Here is a 14,973-nt window from a genome sequence, read left to right on the forward strand (position 1 = left end):
ATTTCATTGACCTATTAATTGTATTATAAATTTTCTTTAACTATCTAAAAATTAAATGGTCCTCTCACTGAACGCACGATCTCGTTGAAAAGTCGGTCGTTGATATATTTTCCTTCTTCACGTTTTTCTTTTACTATTTCAACAATCTTACATAGTTCATCACGGGTAACCTCTATTCCGTATTCATCCAGTTTGGCTTTCACTGCTCTGCATCCCGAATGTTTTCCTAACACTATTCTCCGATGATGGCCTATCAGTTCAGGAATAAAAGGTTCATAGGTTAATGGTTCCTCTAGAACGGCATCCACGTGTATTCCTGATTCATGCCTGAACACATTTTTACCTACAATGGGTTTGTTTTCTGGTACTTTCATGTTGGTAAGTTCTTCCACCAGTTTTGAAAGATCATGGAACACACTAATATTAAAACCAAGATCAACGCCGTATATAATGAGTAAAGACATTACCAGTTCTTCCAGTGAAGTGTTACCTGCTCTTTCACCGATTCCATTGACCGTGGTTGAAATGGCATTAGCACCAGCCAGTAAACCTGAAATGCAATTCGAAAGTGCCATTCCAAAATCATTATGGCAGTGCAGTGCTATATCCACATTCAATTCCTTTTTTAGCTCTCGAACCAGGTAATCCATTCCCTGAGGGCTTATGGCGCCAACTGTGTCTGCAATATGGATCCTATCCACACCGTAGGTCTCTGCTTTCTTATATATTTTCTTCAAAAAGTCCAGGTCAGTCCTGGTGGCATCTTCTGCTGAGAAGGCCACGAACAAACCATGATCTTTCGCATGTTCAATGGAATTCATACAGATATTGAGAGCATCTTCTTGGGTAATTTTTAATTTATGTTTAAGATGAAGTTGGGAAGTTCCCATGAAAGTGATTATCCCATCCACATCACAATCTAAAGCTTTATCAATATCCTCTTTTTTAGTTCGGGATAGGACCAGAATATCAGCATCCATCTCCTCTGCTACAATGGCTTTTACAGAACGAGTCTCTTCTTTGGAAACAACAGGAAAACCGGCTTCAATCTGATGTAATCCTAATTCATTTAGTTTACGCGCGATTTTAAGTTTTTCCTGTGTTCTGAGGCAGACACCTGGTGTTTGTTCACCATCCCGTAAGGTGGTGTCGTAAACTGTGATTTTTTCCGGGAAATTCAGATCAATTGATTGATTATAGGGGCTAACAAAATATTCCAAAACATTACCACCTGTTCTTTTTGAAAATTATTAATTTATAATATCAGTTTAAAATTACTGGTTTAAATTAAGGGTTATAAAAACTGTTTAACATCTATTTTCATTGGAAATCTTTCAAAATTTTTATTAGATTCTCAGGAGTGCTTTCTTTGATAATATTATTTAGATATAAATGAACTTTTCGTTTTTATCCTGATTAATGCCGGCTCTATCATTCCGGCTGCCGGCTAATCGGGATCGGGTTTATTGTATTCCCATTAATTCAAGATAAGATCTTCTTTCAAAACCATCCTTGATTCCAATTTCTGAATAAGTGGAGAATATCTGGCTAAGGGCCTCTTGGGTGTCTTCACCCTCTTCAACTTCTTTTTCAATCTCCACAAAATTACCTACTCCGTGGACTTCATCCAGTGTTATTATTAAATCCCCTAAATTGTATATAATTCTATTTTTTCGCACAGTCGCCACCCTCTGAAAGCTGAGGCTTTGCAAAATATCCGCGACTTTAAGGGAATCTTCCACCTTAACTTCAACTTCTTTCCGAGTCTTACTCACCTTATCCATTTTGGCTCCCTTGTAGGTTATGTAGATGTCTTCTGAATCATTATAATGAATTTTCCTTATTCTGAGGGCTTCATCAGTTAGGGAAAAATCTCGGTGAGGTGCATTAAAGTAGGTGTCTTCCTGGAATTCATCACCCACTCGAACGGCGCCTAAGTTAAGTAGATCTTCTTCTAATTTACTAAAATCCTTATTTGCATGAGCTTTCACTTCTACTTCAATCATAGCTAACTCCAGGGCCTAAAATAAATTCAACTTCAACCCACTCTACTTTCTATGGAATTTCTGATATAAAGCCGGGCATCGGAAATTTGGGTTAAATAGTTATCTACAAGATTTTCAATGATTTCGTATGATTTTATTTTACTATTCCTTTTTTTTACAATGGATTTCTTCTTTTTAATTATCTTCTCAATGTCACGAGCTTTCATACGTTTTTTTTCTTCAGGGGAGGGATCTAATTCTTTCATCATTTGAATGTATTTTTTTCTAATATTTCTTATATCTGTTCGAATATTGTGGCGCATTTTTTTAAGCACGTCTTCATAGTCCTCTAATTCATTAAGGGTTTCCATGGCTCTCTGGATGTTGGAAACATCGATCTCCAGCCCATCAATTCCGAGTTCATCAAGTTGTTGCTGGTACATTCTGGGACCAAACATTGTTTTCACCTTATGAATCTAAATAACAAGATCATTATTGTGTATTATTTTATAACAGTACTTAATTTAATTAATATGTTTAATGTGAAATAAATTTAATTAATTTAATTATATTTTTTATAGCAGGGGTTTCCTTTTTTTAATCTTGAAACTCAATTAGCTCTGAAAATCTGGATAAAATCCACATTTAATTGATTTATTAAGATGGCCTTAGAAATTAATAACCGGGAAACTAATATATATGGTATTAAACATATTCAGGGCAAGTAAGTTATAAATGGGTCTTTTTAGAAACGTTAGTAGTATTAAAACAACTATTTTTATGTTAAATGCATGGTCATTTATATGTATATATAAGGCCTTTTATAAAGAATAAAAATGAACATGGTTATGAGTAGTAACCATGGGAGGATGTTAGATGATGAAAGTTGAAATTAAAGTGGAGAACATAGTGGCTTCCGCAACGCTCGGAAAGTCCGTAGACCTTCCCCAAGTAGCACCCGCACTGGAAGGTGTAGAATATAATCTTGAACAATTCCCTGGATTAGTTTACAAGCTTAAAGAACCTAAAACAGCCGCACTCATATTTGGATCCGGAAAACTGGTGTGCACCGGGGCTAAGTCTATCGAGGATTCTAAAAAGGCTATTCACATTGCTGTAGACAAAATGCGCACTTTAGACCCGGAAATACCTCATGAATTTGAAATTAAAGTACAGAACATAGTTGCCTCTGCCAATCTGGATAAAACTCTGAATTTGGAGGCAGTGGCCCTGGACCTGGAAAACACGGAATATGAACCAGAACAATTCCCTGGACTGGTTTACAGGTTAGGTGAACCTAAAGTAGTATTATTACTATTCGGGTCTGGTAAAGTAGTATGTACTGGTGCAAAAACTATCACAGACGCACAGCTTGGTGTAGAAAAAACAAAGGAAAGATTGTCTGAATTAGATTTATTGTAATTCTATCTTTTTAAGTAATATTTGGTGATCTTTTGATTAAACTTATCGCATTTGATCTTGATAACGTTCTAATTGACGGTGAAGTCATAGACGAGATGGCTAAATTAACTGGAGTAGAGGAAGAAATTTCTAAAATAACCAGTCAGGCCATGGAAGGAGACTTAGATTTCGGAAAAGCCCTTACAGAAAGGGTGGCACTCTTGAAAGGAGCATCTGTTGAAGAGATTAACAAGGTTATGCTGGAAATCCCTCTCATGGAAGGGGCGAAGGAAAGTATAAGCCAGCTCAAAAAAAGAGGATATAAAATAGCAACCATAACTGGCAGTTTTGATGTTATTGCCCAGCGCATGAAGGATGAACTTGACCTGGATTACACTTACTCCAACTCTCTTGAGGAGAAGGACGGAGTTCTCACTGGGAAAGTTACCGGGCCACTGGTTAATGGTTCAAAAGCTGATATACTCAAAGAGTTAATGAGTTTGGAAAAAATCTCATCTGATGAATGTGCAGCAGTGGGGGACGGAGCTAACGATGTTTCCATGCTGAAAGAAGCAGGATTAGGAATAGCTTTCAATGCCAAACCAGTATTAAAAGAAATGGCTGATGTTGTAGTTGAGAAGAAGGATTTAAGAGAATTACTGGAAATATTTGATGATCCAAGTTCCAAAAAAGAGGCTGAAGAAGAATCTCAAGAAAGTTTCAGCGAACTATTATCGAAGAAGAAAGAATTAGAAAAAGTCCTAAAGGAACTAACAGCTGAAAGAGACCAGCTTAATGATGAGGCTAAAAAATTTCGCCAGGAAAGGGACGAACTCAACTCTCAGATAAGGGGGAACCTGGACAATGCCCTTAAATACAGGGATGAAAGAGACCAGGTTAACCAGGAAGTTAAAAAATATAAAAAACTCCGTGATGAAGCCCATCAGAAATATAAGAAAATGGAATGGACCTCTGGAAGAAGAGAAGCAATTCAAGTGGAAGATGAGATAAAACGCCTGGAGAAAACCATTGAAACCAGGGTCCTGGACATCAGAAAAGAAAACGAGCTGGTTAAAAAGGTTACAGACCTCCGTAAAAAACTTCAGGGCATGCAGGAAGATGAAGAAAGCCGCAGCGAAGCTTTGAAGTTTAAAGAAGAATCTGAAAATTATCATGCTAAAGTGGTGGAGTTATCTGACCAGGCACAGGAAACCCATGAAAAGATGCTGGAGTACTTCCGCAAAATCGATGAAATCCGCAGCCAGGCAGATGCATGCCATCAGAAATTCATAGAAACAAGGGAAAAGGCTAACAAAGTCCATGAAGAAGTTAAAGCAACCTTTGGAAAAATAAGAAAAGCTAATAAGGGCATGGACCGGGTTAAAGCCAAGGAAAGAAGCAAAGAAGACGAAATTGTGCGCAAGAAAAACTCTGAGGAAAAAGAGAAAGCTGAAGAAATCTACCGTAAATTCAGGGAAGGTAAAAAGGTTTCAACTGAGGAGTTACTTCTCTTACAGAAGCACAACATCGTCTGAAAGGCCAACTATGGCCACATTCCTCCCATTTTTTTATTCTTTTTAATTTCCATTAATTTTCAAATATTAATTATTTAAATCTGAGTATCCTTGCATTGGGATTTAAGCAGTATAAATCAAATATGTTATTAATTGTTATTTATGTAGATTATATTCAAGGTTTGGTGAGTGAATGAAACCTAATAAAGATTCTTTTCATGTTGATAATGATGTAAAAATAGCTGCACTTTTAGTTGCATCCATTGCTTCCTTTTTCACTCCATTCATGGGAACTTCAGTTAATATTGCATTACCCACCATTGGAATTGATTTTGGGGCAGATGCCATTATATTAAACTGGGTCACCAATGGATTTCTACTGGCAGCTGCAATTTTCGCAGTTCCCCTGGGAAGAGTGGCTGATATACATGGAATGAAGAGGATTTTCACCTATGGGATCATCATATTCACCGTAGCCTCCTTTTTCTGTGCATTGGCACCAGATTCACTGGCTCTCATAGCTTCCCGGGTTCTGCAGGGGATTGGATCGGCCATGATCTTTGTAACCGGTCTGGCCATTATCAGCTCAGTATACCCACCAAAACACCGGGGAAAAGCCATTGGTATTAATGTAGCTGCAGTTTACGTGGGACTATCTGTAGGACCAGTAGTTGGCGGCTTAATGACCCAGTACTTAGGGTGGAGAAGTTTATTCCTACTCATGATACCTTTTGGACTTCTCGTGGTGGCAATAGTATTTTGGAAGCTTCACGATGAATGGGCTGCGTCTAAGGGGGAAAAATTTGACTATATTGGTTCCATACTTTACAGTTCAATGCTATTTTTAGTTATGTACGGATTTTCTAGCCTGCCAGGTATGAGTGGGTGGGTCATGTTAATTTTGGGGATAATCGGATTCCTGGCATTTGTTAAATGGGAACTCAGCACCAAAAGTCCAGTGTTCAATGTTAGACTTTTTAAAAACACCGCTTTCACCTTTTCCAGCATGGCAGCGCTTATAAACTACAGTGCTACCTTTGCAGTAACTCTGCTTTTAAGTTATTACCTCCAGTACATAAAGGGCTTCGAACCCCAGGCTGCGGGGATGATTCTGGTGGCCCAACCAATAGTAATGGCCATCATGGCTCCTATCGCAGGGAGAATGTCAGACCGGTTTGATGCCCGTCTCATTGCCACCACTGGGATGGCCACAGTTACCTTGGCTCTGTTTACCTTAACATTCATTGATGCTAACACCCCCATAACTGATATACTAATAGGATTGGCTGTATTGGGACTGGGATTCGGACTTTTTTCCTCACCCAATACCAATGTGATTATGGGTTCAGTGGAGAGAAGATTCTATGGAGTAGCTTCTGCTACAGTGAGCACCATGCGACTCATAGGCCAGACCATGAGCATAGGAATAGCCACCCTGATCTTCGCGCTCTTCATAGGCCGTGTTCAGATAGCACCCGCTCAGTATCCGGCCCTGCTTGAAAGTATACAGATATGCTTCGTGGTATTCACTGCACTCTGTTTCGTGGGAGTGTTTGTATCATGGTATAGGGGAGAGAGTGGATATCAGGAAGAAAAAAATAGGCAATAAAAGCTCTCTCAATTATTTAATCTTTTAAAAAGCCATTGATACCAAAAATTGTATTTAATATAATTTTGAAATTATTTAAAGATGAAAATAAGTTACAATAAAAGGGCGCTAACTTTAATTGTAATAGGAATCCTCCTTTTTGTTATTAATGTGGCAGATTTTTATTTAGGGTATCATATGACTCCTGGGAGAGGATTACAAATATTAGGAATACTCTTGATGTTTATTGGAGTGATAATTTGGAGTAAATACTATTAAAAAAGTGGAAGTCATCAAAAATAAATTATATACAGCTAAAAAAATATTCAAAAGAAAATTGATTAAAATAGAATGATAGAATAACTAAATAATTTATTTCAGGCTTCTGACAGAAAAGAAACACCATCTTCTTTTTCAATTCTTAAAATATTATCTGCAGCATCTTCCAGATCTGCATCATGAGTAACAATGATCATCTGGGGTATTATGGACATTTTCTTAAGCAGGTCAATCAGTTCCTGTCTGCGGTAGGTATCAAGATGGATGGTGGGTTCATCCAGCATGATAAGTTCTAAACTACCTCCAGAGAGTACTTGGGTGATTCCTAACCTCATAGCAAGTGCTACTGCTATTTTCTCTCCACCACTTATCATATCCAGGCTGCTTTCACCGGTGGGGCCATAAATAGTCACATCATAATCTTCATCCAGTTTAATATCAGAATATTCAAAATTAAACCTTTCAAAAAGTTCTCTGGTTTTTTCTTCTATTAATGGCCTTGAAATGTTCCTCAAATCTTTTTGAACCCCATCCTTACTGAAAAGATCACGGATAAACTTCAATAATTTCAAGAAGTCTTTAAGATTCTTCAAATCATTTTTATACTTTTGATAGGATTGAATTTTAGATTCTAACTCTGTGATGGAATTGCTCAGCTGATCTAACTGGCCAGTTGACTTCTGTTTTTCTCCGGTAAGCCTAGACAACTCTTCATTTTTCAATTCCCAATCCTTTTTAACTCTTTCATGAGATTGTTCATTATAATTCAAGGCTTCAATTTTTTTACCTATCTCTTCCATTTCTTGTAAAGTTTCCTTGATAAGAGTTTCATTTTCTTTTTCCCGCTTTAAAAGAGAATCTTTTTGTTTAATTTCTCCTAAAAGTCGTTGATATCTTTTGTTCATTTCCTCCAGGTAACTTATTTCTTCTGGAAGATTCTCCACACTATCTCCAGCAATTTCAATAAGGGAACTGATATTTTTCCTCAAATCTCTAATATTTATGTTAATTTCATCTAAATTCGATAAATGATTTTTAATATCTCCTAAAGACTCTAAAGAACCTTTAGCTGCGATGTAATTTTCATATTTTCCTTTAATATTTTCAATTTGGGATTTTTTTTCCTTTATATCCTCTTCAATTCTTTCTAAAATAACTATCTTTTTTTGAAGCTCTGCAAGATTTGCATTGATTTGTTGAATCTCTTTATTATCTTCTTCAACAGATCTAAGGTATTCCTTTAAGATTCCAATATTTATACTTTGGATTTTAGATTGTTTTAAGTCCAGATTGGCTTTTTGAGCTTCAAGTTCCCTTAGTTTTTCTTTCAACCTTTTAGATCTTCGGATATTTGACTCAATATCGGATTGATATTCATTTAAAAGTTCAACCCTTTTTTCTGGTTTAATAGTTGATTTACAGATGGGACAAAGATCTTTAACACGTTTTAGCTCTTTAATAGGCTTTTCAAGGTCTTTGTTTTTCACCTGAATATTTGATAGTTCTTTTTGTATATCTTGGATTAATTTTGAAGTTTTATTTATCTCTGAATCTAATTGGGGTTTGAATTCAGATAAATAATTCTCAAATTCTTCAGCAGTGTCAAATTTAGTGTCCAGTATCTTATTAGATTTTATAAGGATATCATTTATTTTTTTAAGAGATTTCTTAATTTTAGCTTCAATTTTTAATTTTCTTGTGGTGTATTGTTCATATAGTACTCTACTTCCCTCAATCTGATATTTAGCATTCTGTAAATTATTAATATCACTATTTAAAACCGAATATTCATTATAATAATGTTCATTTTCCTTTAAGACATTATCAAAACGTTTAATATCATTTAAGATGTTCATTAATCTTTCCTTGTCTTTATTGAGGTTTTTAAGTTCTTTACTTTTCTCTTCCAAACTTTTTAAAACTTCTAACTTTCTTAATTTTGGTCTCAATTCTTTTGTTTCCTGTTCTTTGCTCATTATTTCCGTTAACTGGTAATTTAGATCTTTTTTGGTTTTTTGCAGTTGTTCCAGGAGAGATTCTTGTGAATTTAGGAGTGTTCGGTTTTTTTCAAATTCTAAACTTCTTTTATCAAGGATTTCCTTTTTTTCCCGGGTTAGATTGGTATCAATTATTTTTTCTTCTATTTCCCGGTTAAGATTTTTAATTTTGCTTTTAAGTTGTTGTTTTTGTTCTTTTTTAGAATCTAATTCTCCTTCAAGTTCTTTTAAGGATTCTATCTTACCATTTAATATCAATTTTTTCTCGTTATATTTATCTATGATAATTCTAAAATTTTTCCAGGCTTTTTCAAAAGAATCAATACCTAAAAGTCTGCCTATCATTTGTTTTTTCTCAGATGATGTTTTTTCAATTAAGTCGGAAATTTCTCCCTGACGAACGTATACTGCATTGAGGAATAGATCTCCATCCATCTCCAGCAGATTCTGAACTTCCATTGTAACTTGTTTATCCCCTGAAACTAATGATCGAAACTTCCCACCTTCCTTAATACTCATAATTGCCCTGGAAGATGTTTTAGAACGTTCTCTTAAAACTCGATACGTACGGCCGTGGGCTTTAAATTCTAGGGTGATGGACATCCTTTTTTGACCAACAGTTATAAGCTGCTCAATTCTTTTACTGGTATGCTGCTTGAAAAGTGCAAAACTCACTGCCTCAAGAATACTGGACTTACCCGCTCCATTTCCACCAATTATAAGCGATATTCCAGTATTAAAATCTATCCTAGTATCCCTATGTGATTTAAAATTCTTCAGGTGAAGGTTTCTAATGATCATATAAATCCTCATAGAAATTCTGAGCTAATTCTTCGGCCATTTTGAAATCTCCTTCAGAAAGCTCCTTTAAAAGATCCGTTGCCAGCTGGTTAACTTTTTCATTGTTAAAATCTTTAAGACCATGTTCAATCATCTTTTTAATATCTAAAACTTCTCTGTCCGGTTTAAAAAGACTTTTTCCATCTTCAACTGTTGTAGGTTTGTATTTTGACCTTACTGCCAGGCAGGAATCAGAAAATTCCTGGTTTAAAGTTTCGTACACCTCTGATCTGCTGAAATTCCCTCCTTCCACAGTAACCAGGAGAATAGGTTTTTTTGGTAGGGTTGATATGTACTTATTTATCCTTGATAGAAAGTCCTGGAGTTCTATGAAGGGAATAACTTCTTTTATAAATTCCCGGGGCAGTTTAAGATTGATATTTTCAATTTCTGGCATATCTCCACTAATATCAACCAGATAAAATCCTTTCCCGTTCTTTTTATACCCTTCAACTTCGTTGGAACGCCATATCTCTGTAGAACCTGGATAGGCTAGTTTACCCTCTCCGAAGTCATCAATTATTCTTTCGTGTATATGACCAAATGCACAGTAGGTGAAACTCTGAGGAACATCACCAATCTTAATTTCATATTCATAGGGAATATAACGGTCGATACCCTGATGAAGTACCAAAATCCTTTTCTTAAAATCATTTGATGATTTTTCTATTGATTGGAGTCTTCTAATTAGATGTTTGGAATGATATTTAGATGCATAGGGCGCACCACCTATGAAAACATCATCCTTGATATAAAATGGTTTTTTAGGGCTTAAAAGCTTTAAACCAAAATTTTTATATAAAATTTGTGGAGGAAGGGCGTTTTTACGCATCACAACATCATGATTACCTGCAATTGCATAAATGGGGATGTTCTCATCTTTTAATCTAAGAATTCCCCTCTGTGCTGTTAACAAAGCTTTAGTAGGGGGTCTTGAGTATTCAAACAGATCTCCAGAGTGGATGACAAATTCAGGTCTTTCTCTTATAATTTCTTCAATGGTTTCATTAAAAACTTGTAGGAAGTCCTCTTCCCGTTGAATTAGCCCGTACTGGCGGTAACCCAGGTGAGTGTCAGCAAGGTGGGCAAACTGCATCAGTAATCTCCCCCAAGATCTTCATATTCCCTTTTCTGTTCATCTAAGATTTTTCTTTGATTTTCATGGGATTTAGACCATTCATCCACAATATTCAGGTCTCCACCAGATATTTTACCCTTAAACTCATTAATTTTAACTAGAGTGGGGATTCGGGTCATTAAACCCAGTACAATCGCTTCACCAATATTTAATGATGGGAGTTGGGCTATTAGATCATCACTCAGGCTTTCACTGGCACGCTGCACATGACTCTGGTCAGTTGGCTCCACCAGGCGAAGAATTATCATGTTATTTGCCTGTGACAGGGCATCAGAATCCAGAGATTTGGGGCTCTGACTAACCAGGCACAGACCAACAGAAAATTTACGCCCTTCCCGTGCAATTCTACTAATCCATGATTTGGATTCTGTTTTCCTGTTTTGAGGGGCTAAAATATGGGCTTCTTCCAGGATCAGGAAAACTGGAAATTCAAGACCGTCTCCAGTTCTTAAAAACTCTTTCCGACTGCTTAACACGTTCCTTAGTATGTGGCTGACCACCACATCAGATGCGAATTCATCCACTGAACCCAGATCCAGTATATTGGCCTTGCCCACTTCCAGGCTGTCGATGATGTCTTTTGCTTCCAGGCTGAGTATGTTACCATATTTATCCTGCATGTGCTCTATTTTATTCAAAACATCAGCTATGGATTTCCTGTCAGATGCACTGCCAGATTTATTCTCAGGATCTTCTGATTCTGAGAGCCAGCTCTCCAGTTGATTTATTAAAAGAGCAATAAAATCTTTTCCAGTAGCAGAACCTTGCATTAAACTTTTACGTGCCATTTTATAAGCTTTCAAGAAGTATCTTTCCTGAACATAGGCATTGGAGGGGATGTTTGATAGTTTTTTCATTTCACTGAATGATAGATAAAGTGGGTTAATTTGAGGATTTATTACATTAACTTTATCTTCTCCAAAATCAGTGTTCACATACTCAGAGTGCATGTCAAATATCAAAACACTTCCCTTAACATTTAAAAGACCATCAACAATAACTGAGACAGTATTTGATTTACCTGCTCCGGTCATAGCCAGAACTGCCAAGTGTCTTGACACCATTTTATTGATATCAACTTCTACAGCCACTTCATCTTGAGTGATGAGATTTCCAAGTTTCAAACCATATTTATCCACTTTGAATATTTTCTTTAAAACCTCTGCATCAGCAACTTTTATTTCGGTTCCAGGTGGTGCTGGTGTTCGGGGGATGCGTAGATCATTATCAATATCTCCCAGTATTTTGACGGTTCCCTTCACATAATGGTCGTCACCTTCAATGGCTTTGATTTTTTCAATGGTGAGGGGATCATATATTTGATCATTGATGGAAACACTGCCTCTTACCAGTGATTCGATCATTCCCAGAACATTTTTTCCATCATATTTCAGGCAAACGTATTCGCCCACCCTGGGCATTTCCTTTGAAATGAAACTAACATCAACCAGTGAAGTTTCTCCAATGCATCTTCCTAGGATACTATTCATTTAACATTTCCCTCCCACTTTTCTCCTGGAATCCAATTATCTTGGAAAGATTTTCCAAGTCACTTTTACGGATTACAACATCATCATGTGCTTTTTTTAGTAACAAAGGGTATCCCTCTGCACTGATGTTCTTCACATCTTCCAATAATTTTTTTATATCTTCTTCTGTGGCTTGGTAAGGTAATTCAAACTTTAGAATGTTTTTATAATCGGATAATCTGGCGTAAAAAATGCTGAAAGTCAAACTCTTCAGAAAATCGTTTCTAACTGGGAAATACCTTTTAACCTCTGAAACACTGGAATATCTTGGTTTAGAGTACCCTTGTGTTTTACGGTGCATATCAAATATGGCCATATCAGGCACTTTTGAACCGAAATATTCGGTACGGGTAGATGTTTTGGAGATAGCAACTATTTTCTCATTCATATCCATTAATTCGCTTATAACCAGGAGTTTTTCCAGGTTTTCCAGGTAGATCATAGGTTCAGTATTATCTTCAAATTCAGCGGTGATTTCTCCAGCAAATTTAGCTGAAGAAATCCCCACATCAGAACATTTTAACTCTTCAACTAGTGCTGGTAAGTACTTCCCCCTTATTTTTTCTTTTACTTCTTCTTTGAGTTCTTTTTCAATGGGGAACGGTCTTATAAGGTTGCCCAGAATAGATCCGTCAAAGAGGAATAAATCAACTTCATGTTCAGCCAGCATTTTCAGGGCATTTTTTATTTCAAATATCTCCATATAACTCCTTAAACGATCCTCAACATATTTATGGTGGTTGATAATGTCAATTTCAGAGCTCTCAACTCGTTTAAGACCATTTTTGGTGTGGATTAATCCTTCTGCATCAATAGCGTAGAATATGAATGGCAAAAACTTGCGTTTATTTATACTTCCATCGCCTGCAGCAATATTTACTTCTGATGTGCTTTCTTCTATCTGGAAATTAACCCAGTGTTCTGCAGCATCCAATTGTGAGAATCTGATTTCCTCTAATCTCTGATTAATATAACTTCTCTTTTTCAAGGCCTTTTCATAAAGTGAATCCAGCATTTGATCCCTCAAATTAATATAGGAGTTTTCGAAATAAGTTTCATGGCAAATAAGTCAATAGGTAGGTGAACATTACAAATATATTCTGCCCAAGTGGATTTAAACTTTATTTATTAACATGCTTAACCAATCTATCACTATGACTAGTCTCAAACCCCAACAAAAAAGGGTTCTTAACACCATCAAAGTATTCCAAGCAGAATACCAGGAAGGAGTTCCCTACAACATCCTGAAACTGGATCTGAACATTCCCGAAGATGATCTTAGCTTAATTTTGCATAAACTCGAAGAAGAGGAGTACATATCATGGCAGGATGGCATTATCCGCCTTAAAACTAATGGAAAGAAAAATGAAAGGGATGAAAAAGGCGAAACTGTTCTCCAGGAGAATTTACCAAAGGAAACTACCAGTGAAACTGCAGACAGTCATGTGGATAATAATTTTCCAAAATCATCTATTGGCGATAAAACTGATGAAAGGGATGTTTTGGTGGGAAAAGCTGAAAAAACAGAAGAAAATGTGAATAATGGGAAAAATGAAGATAATGAGTATAATGAATTTAATGAAGATCTGGGGGATGCTGGGGGGGATGAAGTTAAAGAGGAGCTTTCTGAAACTGAACAGCAATCTCTGGAAATAATCAGCAAATTAGTTGATGAATCAGGGAATATTTCACGAACTCTTCTGGAGGGAACACTTCTCTATGGAGATTTAAGGTTAAGCAACATTCGCATGTACAATCTTATCATTTCACTGGAATACAAAGGATTTTTAAAGAAGATAACACTTACAGATGGGGAGTATTATCACTTCACTCCTTGAACTATCTTACTTTGCCGATCTTCATTAAAAAAATATTTGCCTAAATCATCTTAAATTTTTTTTAATCCAATATTTTCATCCAATTTCGCATCGAATTTGTATCTTTGTAGTTTATATCCTTTTAAATATATTAGATCACCATATGATAGAATATAATGATTCACAACCAGCTATAAGGGCTAAACTCCGAAGGTGGAATATACATCACCTCAGCATAACCCTTTTTTAAAAGCTCCTGATTTAGGTTAACTCCATCCACATAGACCACAGCCAGGGTGCGACTATATTTATCCTTATTCTTTTTATCATCAATATCCAAGCCAACGGTTTTACCCAGGCACATGCTGGTCACATAGTCCTTGGCTGTCTGGTATCCGGATTCTCCCCTCTCAGGGGTGTTAACCCCCACAAAACGTATTCTACCCACTCCTTCCACATCTATGGTGTCTCCATCCACTACCTTGTAACACTTACCACTCACCTCCACATTTTGACCAGTCAAAGTACCAGGTTGGGGGTTAGTGAGGTTAGTGGGGTTATCAGCGACTGTAGGAGTCTGGGTGGGTTTAGAAGTACTGTTATCAGAGTATGATGAGTTAATAGATTGATTTAAGTCACTATGAGTACATCCCGAAACCGCTAGAATCATAATGCAGGTTATAATCAGTAAATAGCGCATGTTCATTTTATCCTCTTAATCAATTTAGTGGATTATTAAATCCTATCTAATTAGTTATTATTTGAGCAAGTGTTTGTTCTTGATAATAAAGTTGTTATTGTGACTATATGTAGTCATTTGTGTTTCCTGAATCAATATGGCAACATGACCAGAACACAATGGACTATAAATGGAATAAAATTCAA

General features: G+C 36.4%; 12 protein-coding genes. 4 read left to right on the plus strand and 8 right to left on the minus strand.

What is annotated here, in order from left to right; translation table 11 throughout:
* Positions 1-44 precede the first annotated feature (44 nt).
* The 3 genes from aksA to HVN35_01000 all read right to left on the minus strand — a co-directional run bounded on the left by aksA (position 45) and on the right by HVN35_01000 (position 2,443).
* Positions 45-1,220, minus strand: coding sequence for a homoaconitate hydratase (gene aksA, locus HVN35_00990; GenBank protein ID NYB51128.1), 1,176 nt, complete (start codon positions 1,218-1,220; stop codon positions 45-47).
* A 243-nt stretch (positions 1,221-1,463) separates the two neighbouring features.
* Entirely contained in the window at positions 1,464-2,006 is a 543-nt protein-coding gene (gene cyaB / locus HVN35_00995) for a class IV adenylate cyclase (protein NYB51129.1), read from the minus strand.
* A gap of 32 nt (positions 2,007-2,038) precedes the next feature.
* Positions 2,039-2,443: a hypothetical protein gene (locus tag HVN35_01000; GenBank protein ID NYB51130.1), complete on the minus strand. Its 405-nt coding sequence runs from the start codon at positions 2,441-2,443 to the stop codon at positions 2,039-2,041.
* A 418-nt stretch (positions 2,444-2,861) separates the two neighbouring features.
* Between HVN35_01000 and HVN35_01005 the strand changes: the two genes are divergently transcribed.
* The 3 genes from HVN35_01005 to HVN35_01015 all read left to right on the plus strand — a co-directional run bounded on the left by HVN35_01005 (position 2,862) and on the right by HVN35_01015 (position 6,509).
* Positions 2,862-3,407, plus strand: a complete 546-nt coding sequence (locus HVN35_01005) for a TATA-box-binding protein (protein ID NYB51131.1) — start codon at positions 2,862-2,864, stop codon at positions 3,405-3,407.
* Between the two features lie 32 nt (positions 3,408-3,439).
* Entirely contained in the window at positions 3,440-4,921 is a 1,482-nt protein-coding gene (gene serB / locus HVN35_01010) for a phosphoserine phosphatase SerB (GenBank protein NYB51132.1), read from the plus strand.
* Positions 4,922-5,093: 172 nt separating this feature from the next.
* Entirely contained in the window at positions 5,094-6,509 is a 1,416-nt protein-coding gene (locus HVN35_01015; protein ID NYB51133.1) for an MFS transporter, read from the plus strand.
* Positions 6,510-6,865: 356 nt separating this feature from the next.
* Here the strand turns inward: HVN35_01015 and HVN35_01020 are convergent, their stop codons facing one another.
* From HVN35_01020 to HVN35_01035, 4 genes are read right to left on the minus strand one after another with little or no spacing between them, the layout of a single operon-like run.
* Positions 6,866-9,565 carry an AAA family ATPase gene (locus HVN35_01020; protein ID NYB51134.1) on the minus strand — a complete coding sequence of 900 codons (2,700 nt, stop codon included), beginning with the start codon at positions 9,563-9,565 and terminating at the stop codon, positions 6,866-6,868.
* Positions 9,555-10,700: a DNA repair exonuclease gene (locus HVN35_01025; protein ID NYB51135.1), complete on the minus strand. Its 1,146-nt coding sequence runs from the start codon at positions 10,698-10,700 to the stop codon at positions 9,555-9,557. The genes HVN35_01020 and HVN35_01025 overlap by 11 nt, the downstream gene beginning before the upstream one ends.
* The gene (locus HVN35_01030; GenBank protein ID NYB51136.1) at positions 10,700-12,232 is read right to left on the minus strand and encodes an ATP-binding protein; all 1,533 of its coding nucleotides are present in this window, start codon (positions 12,230-12,232) and stop codon (positions 10,700-10,702) included. Before HVN35_01030 ends, HVN35_01025 begins: the two co-directional genes overlap by 1 nt.
* Positions 12,225-13,286, minus strand: coding sequence for a DNA double-strand break repair nuclease NurA (locus HVN35_01035; GenBank protein NYB51137.1), 1,062 nt, complete (start codon positions 13,284-13,286; stop codon positions 12,225-12,227). The genes HVN35_01030 and HVN35_01035 overlap by 8 nt, the downstream gene beginning before the upstream one ends.
* A 139-nt stretch (positions 13,287-13,425) precedes the next feature.
* On the opposite strand from HVN35_01035, the gene HVN35_01040 reads away from it, so the two are divergent.
* Positions 13,426-14,109, plus strand: a complete 684-nt coding sequence (locus HVN35_01040; protein NYB51138.1) for a hypothetical protein — start codon at positions 13,426-13,428, stop codon at positions 14,107-14,109.
* A gap of 160 nt (positions 14,110-14,269) precedes the next feature.
* Here the strand turns inward: HVN35_01040 and HVN35_01045 are convergent, their stop codons facing one another.
* On the minus strand, positions 14,270-14,794 hold the full coding sequence (locus HVN35_01045; protein ID NYB51139.1) for a thermonuclease family protein: 525 nt from the start codon (positions 14,792-14,794) through the stop codon (positions 14,270-14,272).
* Positions 14,795-14,973: the final 179 nt, after the last annotated feature.

This window comes from Methanobacteriaceae archaeon, assembly GCA_013403005.1.
Classification (GTDB): Archaea; Methanobacteriota; Methanobacteria; order Methanobacteriales; family Methanobacteriaceae; genus Methanobacterium.